Source organism: Sulfolobus sp. A20 (assembly GCF_001719125.1).
Lineage (GTDB): Archaea > Thermoproteota > Thermoprotei_A > Sulfolobales > Sulfolobaceae > Saccharolobus.
Window position 1 is genome coordinate 165,880 of record NZ_CP017006.1, and the last position, 19,149, is coordinate 185,028.

The window sequence follows — 19,149 nt, forward strand, 5'->3', positions numbered from 1 at the left end:
TGAGAGGACCATATAAGTTATATTGTTTCTAACTCCTCTACGTAAAGGTATAGAGAAATATATTTATCATCTCTACCCTAGTTGAGGAAATACATCCTAAGGTCGAGAGAATACTATCAGATGGAATTAGCAAGATAAAACCTTTAGGCTACACTAAGGACGATCTAATGAAGCTAATGAGAGAGTTAAAGGAGAGTAGAGTGAAGAAAATACTCACTTAACCACTAATACTGGTATCTTCGAATGTTCAAGCACAGCCAAGGAGACACTACCTATTAGCGTCCTCTTTAGCCTAGACAAACCTCTGCTCCCTACTACTATCAAGCTAGCGTTAACCTTTTCCGCGAAGTCAACAATAGTTGACGATGGCTCACCTTCAATAACTTGCCCCTCTACACTTATACCGTTTTTCTTAACTTTCTCCACTGCATTATTTATACACTCATATGCCTTTTTCTTCATCCTCTCTATAGTGTCGTTTGATACAACACCCCAGCTTTCTATACACGTATTGACTACGTGCAGAATGACCACTGAAGCATTAACAGACTTGGCTAAGTCTATTGCAAAGTCAAGGGCTTTCTCAGCACTAGAAGAACCATCATACGCGACTAAGATCTTTGATATCATAATCTATTTTAGATAATAAAAACTTATAAAACTTGTTTTCTTAGTCAATATAGTAATGTCTCAAAAGCAGTGTAAATATGATGCCGCTTTGAAGGTATAAAATAAATTATAAAATGTGTGAATGTAGTTTAGTGATGAGGATTTAGTAAAATCTGATTCGTCGATAAGCTGGATGGGATTAATATTTTATGCCTATATAACGGTATTATATCGACAGATGATCCAAACTCACTTTTTAAAATCTCTATACGAAAAGAGTTCTTGTATAAACTGAGAGACCATTAATGATAATGCCACGATTAAGATACACTTACCAAGAAAACTCTTAAGCAACTTAAAACGAAAAGATAATAAGGTGAATACATTAGATTAAAGCTATGAATAAGATCAGAATAGATTTGTCGCAAGACGAAATACCTACAGTTTGGTATAATATTTTACCGGACTTACCAGAGGAATTGCCTCAGCCTATTGATGAGACCGGAAAATCGTTTGAAACTTTAAAAAAGGTTTTGCCGAGTAAAGTGTTAGAGCTAGAATTTTCTAGGGAAAGGTATGTTAAAATTCCTGATGAGGTTCTTGAAAGATATTTACAAGTGGGTAGACCTACTCCAATCATTAGAGCTAAGAGATTAGAGGAATATTTAGGAAACGTTGTAAAGATTTACTTAAAGATGGAGAGTTATACTTACACCGGGTCACATAAGATTAATAGTGCCCTAGCACACGTCTATTACGCTACTCAAGATGGTGCAAACTTCGTCACCACTGAGACTGGAGCTGGACAATGGGGATCGTCAGTCGCTTTAGCATCAGCTTTATTTAACATAAAAGCTCACGTATTCATGGTTAGAACTAGTTATTTTGCTAAGCCATATAGAAGATACTTAATGCAGATGTATGGTGCCGAAGTTCATCCTTCTCCCTCTGATTTAACTGATTTTGGAAGAGAATTATTGGCTAAAGACCCTAATCACCCTGGATCGCTAGGAATTGCAATAAGTGAAGCGGTTAAATATGCAGAAGAGCATGGAGGTAAATATGTTGTTGGAAGCGTAGTTAACTCAGATATAATGTTCAAGACAATTGCCGGTCTAGAGGCAAAAAAGCAGATGGAAATGATAGGGGAGGATCCAGATTATATTATCGGAGTGGTTGGAGGAGGATCTAACTATGCTGCATTAGCATATCCATTCTTAGGAGACGAGCTTAGAAGCGGAAAAGTTAGGAGAAAATATATTGCGAGCGGTTCATTAGAAGTACCAAAGATGACCAAAGGAGTTTATAAGTACGATTATCCAGATACTGCTAAATTACTCCCTAAGCTTAAAATGTACTCGATAGGATCTGATTTCGTGCCTCCACCAGTTTACGCTGGAGGACTAAGATATCATGGTGTAGCCCCTACGCTAAGCCTATTAATGAATAAGGGGATAGTTGAAGCTAGGGATTACTCTCAAGAAGAGTCGTTTAAATGGGCTAAGTTGTTTTCGCAAATTGAAGGTTATGTACCAGCTCCAGAGACTTCTCACGCCTTGCCAATAATTGAGGAGATTGTTAAGGAAGCTAAGAAGAGCGGAGAGAAGAAAATTATCTTAGTGAGCTTCTCAGGGCATGGACTACTCGACCTAGGTAACTACGCCTCTGTATTATTTAAAGAGTAGATTTCAGTGTTTTTTATTTGTGAGAAGGAATTTAGTGCTGTTCAGCAGTGTACTTTTAACTATTACAGAGTGGTACACGTTTTTCTTAGTTTCCCAACTATCCTTCATTATATTTCCTATTAGACTAGGAATAATCGTATTCATCTTAGGATTTATTGGGAGAGTTATGGGTAGTATAATATTTGGATATGTAGGAGATAAAATAAGCGGTAGGTTATCAATAACGTTGGTTACAATTTCAATCATCATTTCCTCATTTCTTCTTATCTTCTTAGCTAATAATTATTATGCGTTAATAATCTCTAGAACGTTACAAGGATTAAGTTTAGGGGGTGAATGGGGAGGTGCAAGTATAATAGTTTCAGAAAGCTTCACCAACTCTAAACTTAGAATCTTCATCTTAAGTTTAGTTCAGTTAGCTGTCCCTATAGGATTAATAATCTCTACATCAGTCATATTCCTATTATCCTTATTCTCTATAATTAAGTTATGGAACTACTCTTTCCTCTTAACTATAATTTTATCCGTCATTTCGACTACACTAATTTTATCCAATTTTGAGGAGAGAAGGGTGACTAGTTTAGTTAAAATCCCTCTAGTAGATGCAATAAGGAAAGAATGGAAGAACGTGCTAATTGCTATAGGGATTAAGGTGAGTGAGAGTTCGAATTTTTATATATTTACCTCATATGTCTTCTCTCAGTCTGTATCTACTAATCTCATCTCATCAGTTGTTTTGATATCTATTTTAACACAACTAATAACAATGCCTTTTTTCGGATATTTAGCTAATAGCATAGGTAGAAAAATAATACTCACATTAGGATTAATAATATTTGCTTTAGGCTCTTTATTTCTTAAATCTGACCTACTGTTAGGGGAACTCTTACTCTCAATTTCTGATTCAGCCTTATACTCTCCTCAATCCTCATTATTCGTAGATCTCTTTGATAAAAAATACAGATACACTACAACAAACTTTTCTTATCAGCTAGCTAGTATAATAGGAGGTTCTTTATCTCCTTCACTATTAGCCTTAACCCATTTACAAGTAATTCAAATCGTAATCCCTTACATACTTGCATCTTTCATCTGCTTATTGCTAATAGGATACAGAAATTAAGGGATTGATACAAAATAATTGAAAAGTATTGCCAAAAATTTTTTGTCCTTATCTCGTATTATTTTATTCAATGATATGATGAAGGCTTATTCTAAAGCCGAGTGGGGAAAACTTAGAGCCGTTGCAGTCCATAAGCCTGGGGTGGAAGTACTATTCGGGTTAATCGATCCATCTTCGTTTCTCTACGAAAAACCATTTAATTTAAATAAGGCTAAGAAAGAACACGATGAGCTTAGGAGAGTGCTTAGAGAAGAAGGAATAAAAGTATTTAGGCTCAAACAAGTTTTAAGGAGTAGAGCTAAGAAAGACCCTAACTTTAGGAAAAAATTAATAAATGAGACAAATGCTAAGACTGAGGACCCTTTTCTCTTAGTAGAATTATTGACCCTTAAACCTTCTTTAAGTTACGAATCTAAGAATTCGCAGACCTATCTTAAAATAGAGTTAAACAATTTCTTATCAAACTTGTACTTCATGAGAGATCAACAGATAACTACAAAGAAAGGAATTATCATAGGAAAGATGGCTACAAAGCAAAGAGAAAAGGAAGTTGAAATAGTTAAACTGTTTTGGGAAGCCTTAGGACTTGATTATATCGAGGTTAATAAAGGATATCTTGAAGGGGGTGATTTCTTCCCAATGGGTGATTTCTCCCTAATGGGGATAGGTAATAGGAGTAGCTTTGACGGAGCTAAAATATTGCTTGAAATTGAAGATGAGGTTGGAATAGTCTATGAGACTAGAAAAGAGTTCTTTCACCTTGATACTTTCTTTAACGTCGCCTCATCGAATTTAGCAGTGGGGGTTAAAGAATTGATGAAGGAAAGCAGAGTTGAGGTATATTATGATAAGAAGCTGGTCAAAGTCACAAACCTTTATGATTACATCAAGGAGAAGGGATTTAATGTAGTCGAAGTAACCTTAGATGAAGCTAGAAAGTACGCTACTAACTTCTTAACTATAGATGATGGTAAAGTAGTCTCACCCAAAAATAGTGCTAATAGGAAATTACAAGGGATAGACGTTATAGAAGTTCCCGTCGAAAATCTAACGAGTGGCGGTGGTGGTATACACTGCATGACAGCTGTAATTCAAAGGGATTGATCTTCTTCTCTACACCCTATCTCCTTTAACTTATTCTTCATAACTAGATCATAAGCAATTCTACTCAACCTATCTGCTTCTTTATTCTGTTCTCGTGGAACCCATTCTAATTTAGCATTAAGTTTTTCCTTAAGCTGAATAGCCCTCTCGTAGAGCGGGATTATCCTCTTAGCCTTCACTTTATATTCCCCATTCATTTGCCTAATAACCAGTTGAGAATCCCCTCTTATAATAGGAGAATCTAGTTTCAAAGAAATCATTTTATCCATTAAACATATTAAACCCATATATTCTGCAACGTTATTCGTAGAGTCCTTACTAAAGGGTTTTGAGGCTAGTCCAAAACCTCTAATGACCTCATTATCCAAATATATAACGTATCCAAAAGTTGAAATGCCTCCAGGATTCCTTGGTTCACATAACCCATCAAAATAACCAATCACTACGATACCCCATCACCCACTAGAAATAGACTATATAATTGAGTATTTTTAAGAGAATTCAACAACTTTAAATCTGTAGTGAGGATCTTCCCATTTATCTTATTAGCTAAGGCTATTAGAGAAGCATCATAAACTGTTATACTATATTTTAATCCCATCTCATATGCTTCCATGATAACTTCTTTACCCTCATGAACTGTAGAATTAGATATTAACTCGTATCCATTTTTTAGAATCTCCATTGCCTTATCATTACTTATTTCTCCTCTAGCAACTCTCTTTCTTATAACATTAGTGAATTCATAGTATATGAGATCCAAGAAGTGGTATTCTTCGTTCTTTTCCATTTCCTCTCTGATGTATTTACTTAACTTTTCAGGTATATATAATGCTACTAAAGCAGACGTATCAACGACTATCCTCATCTCTGTCTTGCCTTACTAACTCATAGGAGGGTATAAAACTCTTATTGCTTAACTCTTCTCTAATTTTGTCAGCGTTTTGTAAAAGCCTTTTCATCTTCTCTTCCCTGACTACTCGTTCTAAGTATTGCCTTACCAGCTCAGAGTAGTTTATGTTTAGCTCTTCTAGATCCTTCTTAAGCTTCCTACTAACCCTTATTGATATTACTTCACTCATAAGATTTACTTTAACTGTAAACATAAAAGGTTTACTCTCTGCGTCTTTGAAACGTTTTAAGACTTTACACAAGGAATTTGGAGGAACTTATACCATGAGAGACGTAAACCATAGATGGCTTGAGGGACTTTATCTTTTCTACGCTTTTCTGTAATTCATTGAAATCCTCATATATTGAAGGGTATTTCAATCCTTCTTTAGTACCTTGTAACAGATCACCTACAATAACCGAATTAATTGATGGAAGATATATTGACACTGAATCGTCAGTATGACCTGGTGTTTTAATTATTTCCACACCATCTACTAGCTCCCCCTCATTGAGCTCAAAGTCAACTCTAACTGGATTAAGTTTCTTAAAGAGAAACGGTTTTCCTATGGCAAAAAAAGTCTTCATGATTAAGGAGTGTAGTACTGGTTCTCTGATTTCACCTCGTTCTAAATACTTTACACCGTTCTTATCAATACCAAACTTAGCTCTATCCAATACTTTCCTTACTTCATAAGCACCTCCTATATGATCTCCATGAGAATGCGTAAACACTACATATTTCACTTCTTCTAATTTCTTATTGATCTTAGTTATAGCATTTATAATTCTCTCTCCACTACCTTGAATTCCACAGTCGACGAGGATTGAACCATTATCAGTAACGATCAAAAACGCTTTCACAAACCTCAAAGGAATTTCGTATACCTTCATTGACTCTATAATAAGAAATGACGAATAAATATGTTTTGACCTTTCATCTAACTTTAAGATATCTATGATACCTTAATCGATCATGGAGAAGATCCTCTTTTTTATTCTGTGAAAATATTTCTAAAGTTTTCATGAGTCTTGGAGCTATATCCTTTAATCCAATTCATTTGGGAATACTGATGGAAGATATTACTTTCAATCTATGTAACGATTAGAAGGACAATTATTTCTACTGGAATAAACGGGATTAAAACTCTAAGTAATATTTTGTCGAGTTAACTGGAGGTTAACTTGGCAAATTAACGTAACAGAATTTTCAGCTGAGAAAAGCCCTCAACTCTCCCTAAATTCAATAAAAAACGTGGGACTTAAACACGTCTTAAGAAACCCACTACTTCTCATGGACTAAGAATTGTTAATAGAGAAATAAAGTATAATACATTATTACTCAATCTATCTTCACTAATTACTTAAAAAAATGAGACAGTTAGGAATTATTCAATTATACTATTATTTAGCTAGAATAAGCTCTAAACATTTACGTGGGAAGAGTCTAGAGTAAAGGTAAAATCAAAAGATATTTCGACAAAAATATATTTAGATCGTATTAATTACTAATATTAGGAATCATTTGTATAAGAGACATCAGCATTTCTTGGATTAACTTCGACCTTGAATGAACTGTCTTTCAACAACATATAATTCTTATAAAGGTGTACCTTCTGGCTATAAAACGCCGTTAAACTTCTCATAACAAAAGGATTAAATAGTTAAATAATTAACATTTTATTATGGAGGCAAGGAATCTAGCATTATTTGTAGTAGTCTTGGGAACTCTAATGTCGGCTGTTGATACTACGATCGTTATACTGGCTATTCCATCAATTGCTCAAGAGTTACATACTGATCTATACACGATCATTTGGGTTATCATTCTTTATTTGCTAGTAATAGCCGTATTTACTACACAACTAGGAAGAATTGGTGACATTTATGGAAGATCTCGTTTATATAATTTAGGATTCGCAATATTTACAATAGGCTCCGCTTTGTGTGGAGCATCGCCTAGTGCCTTATTCTTGGTAGGCTTTAGAGGAGTTCAAGGGCTAGGAGCAGCAATGATGCAAGCGAATTCCGGGGCTATAGTTGCCGATATATTTCCCCCAAATCAAAGGGGGAGAGCTTATGGCTACACATCAATTGGTTGGAATGCTGGGGCTACACTAGGAATAGTATTAGGTGGTTTTATCACAACATTCATAGGTTGGCGTTATATTTTCTATATTAACGTGCCAATAGGTATAATTGCTATAATCCTTGGGTTAAGGTACATAAAGAGCTTTGAGAGGAGAAAGGTTAAGCTTGATATAGGAGGAATGTTAAGCTTGTTAGCCTCTTTGTCTTTGATAGCATATGGGAGTGCTGATATAGCTGGGGAGGGTGTCAGACCATTAAACATATACATGATCTTAGGTGGTATAGTTTTGTTGGGAATATTTGGATTGATTGAAAGAAAACAGGAATTCCCCATAATAGATTTTGGAGCGTTTAAAGCTAATAGAGTATTCACTTACTCTCTTATGTCATCTTTTATGCAAACTACTGGCTACTTAGCAACAGCTTTCATAATTATTATGTATTTACAAGGTATTAGAGGTCTATCTCCGTTTAGTGCCTCTTTGCTTTTAGTACCAGGTTATGTATTGGCTAGCTTAGTTGCACCTTTCACTGGTAGATTGTCAGATAAAATAGGAGCTAGAATCCCAGCTACTATTGGGTTAGCGTTAATGATATCAGCAGTGTTGTTATATGTAAAATTCTTAACCTTAACTACTCCACTTTACTTCATAATCATAGCCTCTACAATAGGCGGTTTAGGATCATCGTTATTTTTCCCAGCAAATAACAGTGCAATTATGGCTAATGCACCAAGAGGTTTTTATGGTGGAGCCTCTGGCATAGCTAGAACATTATCAAATATAGGAACATTACTTAGTTACACAATAGCTATTAGCATAGCCTCTATAACAGTGCCTAGATATGTAGCATTTGAGGTTTTCTTAGGGACGACCAATTTAATAGGTGGAGTAGCTAGTTCATTTCTAATAGGCTTAAGGTCAGCATTTTACGTTTCAGTAGGTATATTAGCTGTTGGACTAGTTTTATCAGCATTAAGAGGAAAGGAGTATAGGACACAATTGACTGTTCAACAAAAACAAAATAATAATTAAAGCTTTATAGGATTAAAGTAGATTTTTCCATTAGGTTGATATTCTTCTGGCTTAAGTTCATAGGCATCTTTATAGGAATTTTTATTTCAGCCGAATTGCTAGCCAAGGGCGCGGATGAGTTAGAGGACTTTTTAGGACAAGGCATTTCTGGAGGAATAATACTCGGAATCCTCACTGCTTTACCGGAGACAATATTTGTGCTCATAGCCTCACTAAAAGGTGACTTCGATATAGCTTTTGGTTCAGCTTTAGGCGGAAATGTTTTACTATTTACTTTCGGAATAGGACTCGTAGGAATTCTGTATAAGCTGAGGTGGAAAAGTGACTTATCTATTAATGCAGAGTATGAGGTAGAAAACAAGTTTCTCCTCCTTACCACCTTAGTGATTGCTGGGATCACAATTTACGGGACTTTAAACATTATAACCGGAGTACTCCTATTCCTAATTTACGCTTGCTACGTGGCTTACAGGATAAGAAAATTTAGAGGTGAGAGGCATGAAGAAAAAAATGGATTAGGCATAAGGAAATCAGTTATGTTCATGATCATAGGAGGATTACTTCTTATCCTATTATCTCAACCCTTCATTGAATACATCAATACGATTTCTAGCTTATTCAACGTCCCAGCAGTATGGCTTTCTTTAGTGATCTCTCCTATAGCCGGTGAGTTAGAGGAAAAAATATCTGCAATAAGATTAGTACAAATGTCTAAGACTGGTGGATCACTATCTATTCTTAGCTTTGTAGGTAGTAAGATAGAGAATTCTACCATACTGCTAGGAATAGTAGGAATTTTTACCGAGTATCCAATTTACTCTTCTTTGCCAGAAATATTGTCAATGATAGTAGCCAACGTTATAGCCTTGTACATATTATTTGATAAGAAGCTAAAGTTATCCGAATCCATTGCCCTAGTCACAATTTACTTTGCAATTGTCTTTTTATCTTTTATAATATGATAAAAGGAGAGATACCTCGCTCTTTAGTGTGGGAGGAGGTAAGCATTCTCTCATCTCTTTATACGCCAAGCATATTAATTTTATAATTCTCACTGAATCATTTAGACCTAGTGAACAGAAAGAAACTTTCAACCTTTGAAGCATTTTCATTATCCTTTGGTGGACAAGCTCCATTTACATCTATAATAACCTTTGGAACTATTGGGCTACAGATCGGAGGGAATTTTCTAACAATTGCAACTATAATTGGCACTGTAATAGTTCTGATAAACGGATTAGTAATATATAAATTATCCTTGAAGTTCGCCCAACAAGGAGGCTACTTTACATATGCCTTCTACTCACTAACAGAAAGATTAGGGTTAATAACAGGTTGGGTTTTCATACTTTATGCTTTCTCGTACGGAGGAACTTTACTAGCCGGATCAATATATATCATTTCTAGTTATATAAAAATGCAGTTCCTCACTTACGATATCTTTACTCTCATAATAATTGCAGTGTCAGCTTCACTAATAATAAGAGGACTGGAAGTATCGACCAAGTACGCAGAGTTTATCTCAATAGCAGAAATATTAGCAATAATCATCAGCTCCGTTGTATTATTAGCTAAATCGCAACACCTAGCCTCAGTTTTAAGCATGCCATTGCAACCATTCCTTGTAATACTCTACGCTATTGGAATGCCCATTGGATACGGTAACTTAAATCCCATGTCCGAGGAGATAAGGAATGCTAGGAGGATGGTAGGTTTAATTACAGTTTTAGTAATATTATTAGGCGGATTACTCTCTGCGTTACTGTTTTACGCTGTGTCACCCTATGGAACAGACCTAATAGGAGTGTTAAAACACAATGTAGGCTTTATTTTTCCATACCTTATTTTCTCTGCCTTAAATGGTGGAATCTTAGGTGGTATAGCTTACATAATCTCTATGTCCAGAATAGTTTACGCAATGTCCATTAAAAAATTCTTACCATTAATATTCTCGGCATTTAGTAATAATAGACCATTTAATGCGGAAATCTTCTCGTTAATAACATATTCCATATTTCTCTTCTTGTTCATCCATTTTTACGGAATCTACGATACTTTCCTATTTTTAGGAGGATTAACAGTATTAAGTTACTTGACAATATCAATCTCAGCTAGTTTTTCATTATTCAGAATATCGGTTAAGAAGTTATGGAAGAGAAAAGGAAGTGTAACTTTAGCCCTACTATCAGCTATACTGTCCGGAGCTATACTAGTATTTTCCATGCAGGAGAGTAGTCCTATAATAAACTATGTTTTCTTAGGTTGGATTATAATAGGTTTTATCTATACTGAGCTTCTCGAAATGATTAGCAAGGAGAAAAATTAAATTAAGACTTCCTCTCTTCTGTTAACTTTATTGAGCAAGAACTCATCTATAGGCACAGAATTGTCAGAGCTTACTAATATATCCTCTATCTTAGTTAAGACAACTACTCTCCACTGATGAAACTTCTTAAATTTCACGGCTATAAGAGGTATACCTTCCATTGTGAACATTGATAGAAATTCAAATAACTTCTCAACTTGAATACTCCTTACTTTGACTTTTTCTTCCCAAGTACTTTTACACTCTATCGCCAGCAAAGTGTTTTCTTTCGTCGCAAAGACATCAGGCAATGGATTATGAGATGAATTAGAAGTAGGAATTCTCACCGCTTTAAATCCGTTTTCTTTTAAAAGCGAGACTAGTTCCCTCTCCGCGTTTTTACCTATATCTCTATTCACGATAAGGAGTTATTATCATAAATATAATTAAGACTTTTTGCCTAAGGAAAAGAGCTGAATGACTTTAATTATTGTAAAAGTTATTTATGACATATATCTCGTCTAAAGATAGTATCAAGTTTTTAGATATAAATAGATTGGATTAGATTTATGTTCAGAATTAATAACGTTATGCTATACTTTCTGTCAAGTAATACACAAATTAATAATACCCCTTAAGAATCTCACATTTGGGATAGCCCAAACCAGACATACTTTTTAAGTATTAATATTTCTATTTTTAAATATAGTAAATACTATATTTATATATATATTTTTTAAATGATTTAGCTTTAATTATGTAGAGGGATAAAATATAGTAATAGTTTATTTATGGTTCTATATTTCTCGTCAATAAAATATAATAGTTTATTAAGGTATTAGAAAGAATTTAACAACTATATTTATTCCTCTAATACATATTATTAAATATGGAAGTAGCAACACTAGGTGGAGGGTGTTTCTGGTGTACTGAAGCTGTCTTTTTAAGGGTAAAAGGAGTAATTGACGTCAAGCCGGGGTACTCTGGAGGTAAGGTACCAAATCCGACTTACGAGGAAGTCTGCACAGGTGAGACTGGTCATGCGGAAGTAGTTCAAATAACTTTTGATCCCTCTGTTATTTCCTATAAGGAGATTTTGGAAATATTTTTTGCAATACACGACCCAACAACTCCAAATAGGCAAGGTAATGACGTAGGTCCTCAATATAGGTCAATCATCCTTTACCATAACGAGGAACAGAAGAAGATAGCTGAAGAAGTAATAAAGGAGGTGGAAAAGGAATTAGGTAAGAAAGTTGTCACAGAGTTAGTACCATTCGAAGTTTTTTACGAGGCTGAAGAGTATCATCATAAATTTTATGAGAGGCATAGATATTATCCCTATTGCACTTTAGTCATCAGCCCTAAGATCAAGAAGTTCATGAAATATTTCCCCGATAAAGTAGATTTAGAGAAGATCTCGAGTAAAGCGTAAACAGTTAAACTATCTTAAAAGTTTTTACACCTTCTTCATCAATAATTACATATCCCTTATCATTGTATATGTTGTTAGTAACATCTGACATAGTACCTGCATTTACACATTTTACACTTTTGAAGTGAACTAAAGCATGAGAATGACCTAATATTAAAACGTCCCTAAAGTCGTGGAGAACAAGTCTAAACATTAAGCAAAATAGTAATGGAGGGAGTTTTTGGTTTATTTTCTTTAATAACTTAGCTAAAGAATACTCTTGCTTTTCATTAAAGTATTGATGACCGTGAAGAAGAATATAAGATTTCCCATATGTCTTTATTTTTATGACGTCAAAATCACCTTTTAACTTATCCTCATCTCCCCTAACGTAAATTATGTTCCTCTTCATTTTTAACTTAGATATGAACTCCCTATAACTCTCCTCCCATCCTTCAGTAATTATGTCTCCGAGAAGTATTATTAATGAAGGTTTCTCACTATCTATTACCTTATTTATCTCATCTATGTTACATTTAGGGTAATGAATGTCAGAGAGAACTAGTATCTTACCATTCCACTCAAAGGATATCTCCCTCATGTTTTTGAGACTGTTTTTATAAGCTAATAAATCTTCATTTACTGAAAAACATTCTTGATAAATTATAATTTACGTAAGACATATATATTTGTAAAATATAGTTAAAAACATGGAATACTCGGAAATAGTTAAAGAGTTAGAACGTCTGGTTAAAATTCCCACATATTACGTTTTAGGAAAGTTAAAAGACAACCTAGTGTTTTACTCTACCACACAAGGAGAAACTAATATCTCAGCCTTAATTGACGGAAAGATAATCAGATTAACTAAGGAACCGATAGCTATGCCTTCTACACCAAAGGCTAATCTAGATTTCTTACCCTTTACTAGGGATGTGGAAAGAGGAAAAGAGGTTCACTCAGTTTATATATGCAATTTAAAAGGAGAGGAATACGAGTTAACCTCTCCCAAGGTTAGAATAATGGGTTTAGCTTATGATGATAAAACTATAGCGTTTGTAGGCTCTTCAAACGATGGAGCATTTCTTTATGCAGTTGAAGGAGGAAAATTAAGTAGATTATCCCAAGTGCCTCCCTTCTCTTTCGTGACCGATGTAGAAAATGGTTTAATCACTGGAGTAGTGCAAGTTAATCCTAAATCTCAAGAGTTCTTCATAGCTAATCTTAATGGAGAGTTTAAGATACTAACACCTAAAAAAGATAGTGTTAATGTCTCATATCGTATAAAGGGGGACAAAATATATATTTCAAGTGATTACGAGAATCCAGGCGAATCATATTGGGTATACACTTACGACATTAACTCTAATTCTTACGAGAGGGTTAATTTCCCAGAAAAGGATATATATGAGTACAAACCCGTAGAGATATTTTATGATCCGGATGACAACTTAATAATTGGTAAGAGGGATGGTAGGTCTAAGTTATTTTTAAACGGCAAGCTAGTAGACACTCCTCACGGAACTATAAGTGGAGCAACTAAAATAGGAGATTATATATACTTCTCACATTCGTCTTTAGTTTCCCCATATAAGGTGTATAGAGTAAACATTAAGGGAGAAAGAGAGGTAGTAGTTGGCAATGAGCTAGAGTTAAATTTAGGTGAAGTTGAGTATATTAAAATAAAGAGTGAGGTTGAAGTACCTACATGGATAATTAAATCTAATAGGGGAAGAGTTCCGGGGATAGGAATTGTTTATGTTCACGGTGGTCCTTGGAGTGATGTTGATGACAGTTGGAATTTATTAATTTCTCCATTACTGCTATTCGGTTACCACGTAATTGCACCTAATTTCAGAGGATCAACGGGATATGGAAGCAAGTTTAACCTAATGGACATAGGTGATCCAGGCGGAGGAGATTTAAGGGATGTAGTTAAAGCTAGAGATTACGCTGTAGAAAAAGGGATAGTCAAGAGAATAGGAATTATGGGATATAGTTATGGTGGTTATATGACCTTATTAGCTGTTGGAAAAGAGCCTGATAAGTGGGACTTCGGTATTGCTGGAGCTTCAGTAGCTGATTGGGTGGAAATGTATGAATTATCCGATGCGACGTTTAGGAGCTTTATAGAGATTTTATTTAATGGTAAAAATCTGGAGTTAATGAAGGAAAGGTCTCCTATCACTTACGTGAAAAACGTTAAGGTTCCACTATGTATAATACACTCTCAAAACGATAGCAGAACTCCTCTAAGCCCAGTTATGAGATATGTTCAAGAGCTTCATAAAAGTGGGAAGAGTTTTGAATTACACGTCGTTCCTAATATGGGGCATGCAATTTATAATGTAGATAACGCGATTGACATATTATTGCCAGCTATCATTTTCTTAAAGAGACAAATGATTGCTGAACTTTCTCCCTTAGAAGGTTCCCCGCATCTCTCATCTGAAGATTAAGAGAATCAGAGAACCTTACAAAACTGGAATTATACATCGTAACCCAAGGTGCATAATGAAAAATATCCTAACGTTTCATGATAAAGGAATGTCAAACCTCGCCTTTTAAGGCGGGGTAAAAGTTTTTAAGACAAAACATCCTTTCTCTCATGAAACTCCCTTCTGGTCAATCTAATAAAGACGAGGAGCCAATTTCTCCCGCAATACCAGAGGAGAGTGTAAGAACTATAGTTGTTAGACTATTCCCTAACGGATACCAAGAAAGAAAGTTAGCAGACATAACTTCTAAAATGTGGAACGAGATCAATTACGAGAGAAGACAACAATTCTTCAAAAGAGAAAAAGTAGATTTCAAGGGTACTTGGGACAAGTATTATGAGAAGTATAAAGGTGTATTAGGCGTTAATGCACAAGCAGTATTGCAGAAAAACAATTGAAGCTTGGTAATCATTCTTTTCATTGTTGAAAAAGCCACCCTTCATCCAACGTGTTTCGCTACCTGGTTACTGGAAAGAAAATGAGAAGAGAAAGCTTATTCTCGTTGTTAGGCAAGATCATTATGAGGTTGATGAGGAGAGACACGCAGTAATGCTGAAGGACTGGAAGATGGAAATGCCCTTTGTGGGCAAATTAGGATGGTTTGGTGTAAAAGGAAGGCTAGAGACACATATCGTCGACAATAAGTTCTACGCTTCCATACCAGTTGACGTTAGTGGAATAATTTCGAAGAAGAGTAATAAGCCAATGAAGGATTCCCTCATCATTCACGGTGAGAGGGACAAAATACAAATAGCCATTCCTAAAGGTGACAAGACAACGTCAATTGACCTTGGTATAAACATGTTGGCTACAGTTGTCATGGATGATGGTACTGTACTTTTTTACCGTGGTTCCATAGTTAAGAGTGACTACTTTTATTTTCGGAAGAGGGTGTGTGGACAACAATTTAGTTGATATAAATTGAATTTTCTTTATCGTGGAAAAGTATTTTTAGGGTGAGGGCGAGAATGTGTTTGATTTCTTAGCACTTAACTCAACGAGAAACACAATAGCAAAATAGCTGAAAATATTCTTCCACAATATACTCTAAATCCATCGCATAAGTAAAAAATTTACAGTTGGACGAAATTGTTGTCCACACAAAATAAGTTCTACGAGTATATGGTATAAAGGTTTTCTTTGTTGTAGAGTATAATACTTCTAGGCTTTGTGCTTATCATGAAGTAGAGGTGGTTAGGAGACCTAGGGGAGTTATTAATTTATCTCATAAGCTTCACAGCGATGTTAATGGTGCTTTGAATATTTGGAGTAAGGAAAGTCGTAAACGGGTTGAAAAAGCCATATCTTTCTTTATCTCTTCAAACGGAGTAACTCCTATAAAGGGGAGTAACGCTTTAGACCTTGGCAAAACCCTTTAGGGCGGGGAGGAGGTCAGTGTACTTGGATAATGGCGTAGAAAGAAAGGCAATCTTTCATTTTCTTTATAACGTTTTTATACCATATAACGAGAATAATTAATGTAGAGATATATTATAATTTATTCATATTTCATAGACACATGACTTATTCATAATCTGTTTTTGAATACTATGGTTAAGATAGAGAAAAAAGGACATTACTTTATAAATCTTCTAATCGAAATTTCTATTAGTAACACGATTAATGCTATAGCACCTATTATAATGTATATTTGATCCATTGATGAAGACTCGGAAACATTAAAGCTATATTGTGCTATGAGGAAACCATAGCTAGTTATTGGGATTAATGTATTTCCTATCTCTGACTGAAGCACTGGAGAGTATAGATATATTTGAAGCGAAGTCGAGCTAATGTTATTTTCCTTTATGTCGATCTTGTTAAGACCTTCTCCTAAAACAGTAGGCATCACTAATTGTCCGTTCCCGTATTTCACAACGACCGTTAAGTAGACAGTATGATTAATACCGTTATAGATGCTAAACTGAATATGATTATTACTAACCTTTACACTTTCTACTTTAATCATAGAAAATTGACTCTTAACTAGAGACGTTATGGTAGAGGTATATAACAGTGCTTGCTCCTTGAACCAACTAGGACCGTAAGCTGGTGGTCCAGTTTGCCACGTCCAGTCACTCCCCTCCGCTATGTATAGATAATTCCATAAGGTGTCAAGTAAACTAGTAGAATTAGGGGCATTTACAAAAGGTAGATAAACTAATGGCGATATGTTCTCCCCTAACATAACAGTATACGCTATTAGGTATTCTCTGGCTATTGAAACGTTGCGCCATATCTCGGTCTTCCCTATATATCCATTGTTCCAGTAATTTAAATTAAGATCCCATGAACTGACGGGTAGATTAGTTATTATACTGAATGGTTTATGTGTAATTATAGCCTCGCTTGCTGTTTGGGTTACTAACCACTGACCTTGATACTCGGATAGTGCCTGATATATTGCATAGAGGTCTTGTGGACCTGTTGAGGGATTAAATATCAGTGGATTTTCTCCATCCAATGCAACTGTTACTATACCACCGGGGTCATTCATGTATATTTGAGCTAATTGTTGAATTAGCTCTTTAGCGGTAAGCTGAGGCTGTTGACTGAAGAATTGGAAGCCGAACTCGTTAGATAGTGTAGTGTTTCTGAATAACACTATTATCCTTTGCCCTAAGTTGTTTTCCACAATAAATGGCTGGTCAGGGTTTAAGGAACCATTTACTAAAGTGACATATGGTAAGAAGGCTTGTTGATCTAAGATTGTGAAAGATATGTTACTCTGATTATATAAGCCTACTAATCCCATGCCAAAAGCCATTTCAGGTGTCCAAGTACCATTAGCCCATATTCCAAAAACTTGGTGAGTTAAGTTTTCTCCCATTAATATCTGGGCTAAGACATCACTCCAATAGCCATCTTGAAGCAATAATGGCTGTAATGGATGATAGAAGGGAACCGTAAGAACTTCTACTTTCCCTTCGTTTGCTAGTTGTTTATACAGATTTAAAGTGTAATTAACGGCTTCAATATCATGATTTACTTCAATTCCGAAGTTTGAGGAAAAACTAACATTTTTCTCATGTAGTATAACCTCCCATTGATATAATAAAACAGGTGTGAAGTCAATAGTTACACTTACGTTAAATTGCCTTATTAATAAGGCTTGTAACTCGTAAGCTCCTATTATGCTATTATTCCACTCGAAGTCTTGTCCAGTATGTAACCATACCCAAGGCTCCTCCCAAGTGCCATTGGGGGCAATGTATAATGGTTGATGCATGTTCCAAACTATTACTAGACTCAATGGTTTCTTCCCAGTAGTATTTAGTATATAAAATGGGGGAAGCATAGCTTGCATCTCTAACGTTTTATTAACCAATACTATAAGGAGAGGATGATAAATACCCTGCTTGATGTTACTTGTTTGAATTGATAATGTAACTTGATTCCTCCCGCTGTTCAAAATTTGACTAGTGGTATAATTTTGTCCCGCCAGTTGAATTAAAATAGAAGAGTTGATCGATTGGTTTAATTCATTATAAAGATATACAGATATTCTTGCCGACTGACCTTCCACATAAATGAACCTATCATAGCTGGAATTAATATAAAGAATGTATGAGTAAATGTCTTGAATAGCGAAGTTTGTATTAGATATGTTATGATACCATTGATTTACACTTAAATCGTGATAAACCCATTGAACCCACTGCCCAGGTTTAAAGGGTCCTATTAATACCGTATAATTTCCCCAGAGAGGATTGTAAATCATTTCTTCATCGGTTATATTACTCCAAGGTAAACCTGTTTGAGGACCAGTTGTTAATCCGTAATGTATGTCTAATTGGTCTGGTGCTCTCCCTATTGTGGTTATAAGAACTGATCCGTTTTGGAGGACTACAGCATACGTTTGCCCAACATTTGGGGGATTAATCTCAAGATTCCAGTTCCAGAAGGGATGATTCTCATAGTTAATCCACTCTCCCGTTGTATTATCATAAAATACCCATCCTATCCATGTACCATTGCTGAAAGGACCTATAGATGCGCTAAAATTATCTCCATCCCATTTCATGACCACATTAGAAATGTTTGTCCACGCTTGTTGAGGACCGTTTTCAATACCATAGTGTAATATTAGCGTATTATTTTGAGGAAAGCCAGATAAATATATGGTCACTAGACCGTTTGACGTGACAGTGAAATTAACCCTTATAGAAGTAGACTGTGTAGCAAGTATTGGGAAGTTAACTAGTGATAATATTATAGCAAAAAGGAGCATTACACTTAAAATGAAGTATTTATTTTTATTCATAATTTCATAGAATTGGTTATCTTTTTAAATTTTTCGATTCACATATTTAAGTATGCATTCGACTATAATATAATAAAAAAGAGAATATAATTTTTCTCAATAGAATGTACATGAAGAAAGTTTTTTATGCC

19 protein-coding genes are annotated in these 19,149 nt (G+C 35.1%); 11 read left to right on the plus strand and 8 right to left on the minus strand.

What is annotated here, in order from left to right; translation table 11 throughout:
• Positions 1-213: 213 nt before the first annotated feature.
• Complete coding sequence (locus BFU36_RS00765; protein ID WP_083216331.1) at positions 214-630, minus strand: universal stress protein; 417 nt, start codon at positions 628-630, stop codon at positions 214-216.
• Between the two features lie 377 nt (positions 631-1,007).
• On the opposite strand from BFU36_RS00765, the gene BFU36_RS00770 reads away from it, so the two are divergent.
• The 3 genes from BFU36_RS00770 to BFU36_RS00780 all read left to right on the plus strand — a co-directional run bounded on the left by BFU36_RS00770 (position 1,008) and on the right by BFU36_RS00780 (position 4,521).
• The gene (locus tag BFU36_RS00770; protein ID WP_069281450.1) at positions 1,008-2,294 is read left to right on the plus strand and encodes a TrpB-like pyridoxal phosphate-dependent enzyme; all 1,287 of its coding nucleotides are present in this window, start codon (positions 1,008-1,010) and stop codon (positions 2,292-2,294) included.
• A 19-nt stretch (positions 2,295-2,313) separates the two neighbouring features.
• On the plus strand, positions 2,314-3,417 hold the full coding sequence (locus tag BFU36_RS00775) for an MFS transporter (RefSeq protein WP_069281451.1): 1,104 nt from the start codon (positions 2,314-2,316) through the stop codon (positions 3,415-3,417).
• 78 nt (positions 3,418-3,495) lie between these two features.
• Entirely contained in the window at positions 3,496-4,521 is a 1,026-nt protein-coding gene (locus BFU36_RS00780; RefSeq protein ID WP_069284510.1) for an arginine deiminase family protein, read from the plus strand.
• Here BFU36_RS00780 and rnhA read toward each other — a convergent pair.
• The 4 genes from rnhA to BFU36_RS00800 are packed head-to-tail and all read right to left on the minus strand — an operon-like array spanning position 4,509 to position 6,306.
• The gene (gene rnhA, locus BFU36_RS00785; protein WP_409349226.1) at positions 4,509-4,964 is read right to left on the minus strand and encodes a ribonuclease HI; all 456 of its coding nucleotides are present in this window, start codon (positions 4,962-4,964) and stop codon (positions 4,509-4,511) included. The genes BFU36_RS00780 and rnhA overlap by 13 nt on opposite strands.
• On the minus strand, positions 4,964-5,389 hold the full coding sequence (locus BFU36_RS00790) for a type II toxin-antitoxin system VapC family toxin (protein WP_069281455.1): 426 nt from the start codon (positions 5,387-5,389) through the stop codon (positions 4,964-4,966). Before BFU36_RS00790 ends, rnhA begins: the two co-directional genes overlap by 1 nt.
• Positions 5,373-5,627, minus strand: coding sequence for an antitoxin (locus tag BFU36_RS00795; protein WP_069281456.1), 255 nt, complete (start codon positions 5,625-5,627; stop codon positions 5,373-5,375). The genes BFU36_RS00790 and BFU36_RS00795 overlap by 17 nt, the downstream gene beginning before the upstream one ends.
• 40 nt (positions 5,628-5,667) lie before the next feature.
• Positions 5,668-6,306 (minus strand): MBL fold metallo-hydrolase, encoded by a 639-nt coding sequence (locus BFU36_RS00800; protein WP_069281458.1) that lies wholly within the window; start codon positions 6,304-6,306, stop codon positions 5,668-5,670.
• A gap of 791 nt (positions 6,307-7,097) precedes the next feature.
• Between BFU36_RS00800 and BFU36_RS00805 the strand changes: the two genes are divergently transcribed.
• From BFU36_RS00805 to BFU36_RS00815, 3 genes are all read left to right on the plus strand, one after another.
• Entirely contained in the window at positions 7,098-8,537 is a 1,440-nt protein-coding gene (locus BFU36_RS00805) for an MFS transporter (protein ID WP_069281459.1), read from the plus strand.
• 29 nt (positions 8,538-8,566) lie between these two features.
• Positions 8,567-9,499, plus strand: coding sequence for a sodium:calcium antiporter (locus BFU36_RS00810; RefSeq protein WP_185957823.1), 933 nt, complete (start codon positions 8,567-8,569; stop codon positions 9,497-9,499).
• Positions 9,500-9,609: 110 nt separating this feature from the next.
• Positions 9,610-10,863: an APC family permease gene (locus BFU36_RS00815; protein WP_069281461.1), complete on the plus strand. Its 1,254-nt coding sequence runs from the start codon at positions 9,610-9,612 to the stop codon at positions 10,861-10,863.
• Here BFU36_RS00815 and hjc read toward each other — a convergent pair.
• Positions 10,860-11,261 (minus strand): Holliday junction resolvase Hjc, encoded by a 402-nt coding sequence (hjc, locus tag BFU36_RS00820; RefSeq protein ID WP_069281463.1) that lies wholly within the window; start codon positions 11,259-11,261, stop codon positions 10,860-10,862. The two genes, BFU36_RS00815 and hjc, sit on opposite strands and share 4 nt — an antisense overlap.
• 470 nt (positions 11,262-11,731) lie before the next feature.
• On the opposite strand from hjc, the gene msrA reads away from it, so the two are divergent.
• Positions 11,732-12,277 carry a peptide-methionine (S)-S-oxide reductase MsrA gene (msrA, locus tag BFU36_RS00825; protein ID WP_069281465.1) on the plus strand — a complete coding sequence of 182 codons (546 nt, stop codon included), beginning with the start codon at positions 11,732-11,734 and terminating at the stop codon, positions 12,275-12,277.
• A 4-nt stretch (positions 12,278-12,281) separates the two neighbouring features.
• Here msrA and BFU36_RS00830 read toward each other — a convergent pair whose 3' ends face one another.
• Positions 12,282-12,857, minus strand: a complete 576-nt coding sequence (locus tag BFU36_RS00830) for a metallophosphoesterase (protein WP_069281467.1) — start codon at positions 12,855-12,857, stop codon at positions 12,282-12,284.
• A 109-nt stretch (positions 12,858-12,966) separates the two neighbouring features.
• Here BFU36_RS00830 and BFU36_RS00835 point away from each other — a divergent pair, with 109 nt between their 5' ends.
• The 4 genes from BFU36_RS00835 to BFU36_RS13450 all read left to right on the plus strand — a co-directional run bounded on the left by BFU36_RS00835 (position 12,967) and on the right by BFU36_RS13450 (position 16,133).
• Positions 12,967-14,715, plus strand: a complete 1,749-nt coding sequence (locus BFU36_RS00835; protein ID WP_069281469.1) for a S9 family peptidase — start codon at positions 12,967-12,969, stop codon at positions 14,713-14,715.
• Positions 14,716-14,864: 149 nt separating this feature from the next.
• Positions 14,865-15,152 carry a hypothetical protein gene (locus BFU36_RS14150; protein ID WP_231961203.1) on the plus strand — a complete coding sequence of 96 codons (288 nt, stop codon included), beginning with the start codon at positions 14,865-14,867 and terminating at the stop codon, positions 15,150-15,152.
• Between the two features lie 25 nt (positions 15,153-15,177).
• On the plus strand, positions 15,178-15,669 hold the full coding sequence (locus BFU36_RS00845) for a transposase (RefSeq protein ID WP_231961204.1): 492 nt from the start codon (positions 15,178-15,180) through the stop codon (positions 15,667-15,669).
• Between the two features lie 212 nt (positions 15,670-15,881).
• On the plus strand, positions 15,882-16,133 hold the full coding sequence (locus BFU36_RS13450) for a zinc ribbon domain-containing protein (RefSeq protein WP_083216332.1): 252 nt from the start codon (positions 15,882-15,884) through the stop codon (positions 16,131-16,133).
• Between the two features lie 197 nt (positions 16,134-16,330).
• Here the strand turns inward: BFU36_RS13450 and BFU36_RS00850 are convergent, their stop codons facing one another.
• On the minus strand, positions 16,331-19,018 hold the full coding sequence (locus tag BFU36_RS00850; protein ID WP_069281470.1) for a glycoside hydrolase family 57 protein: 2,688 nt from the start codon (positions 19,016-19,018) through the stop codon (positions 16,331-16,333).
• Positions 19,019-19,149 lie beyond the last annotated feature (131 nt).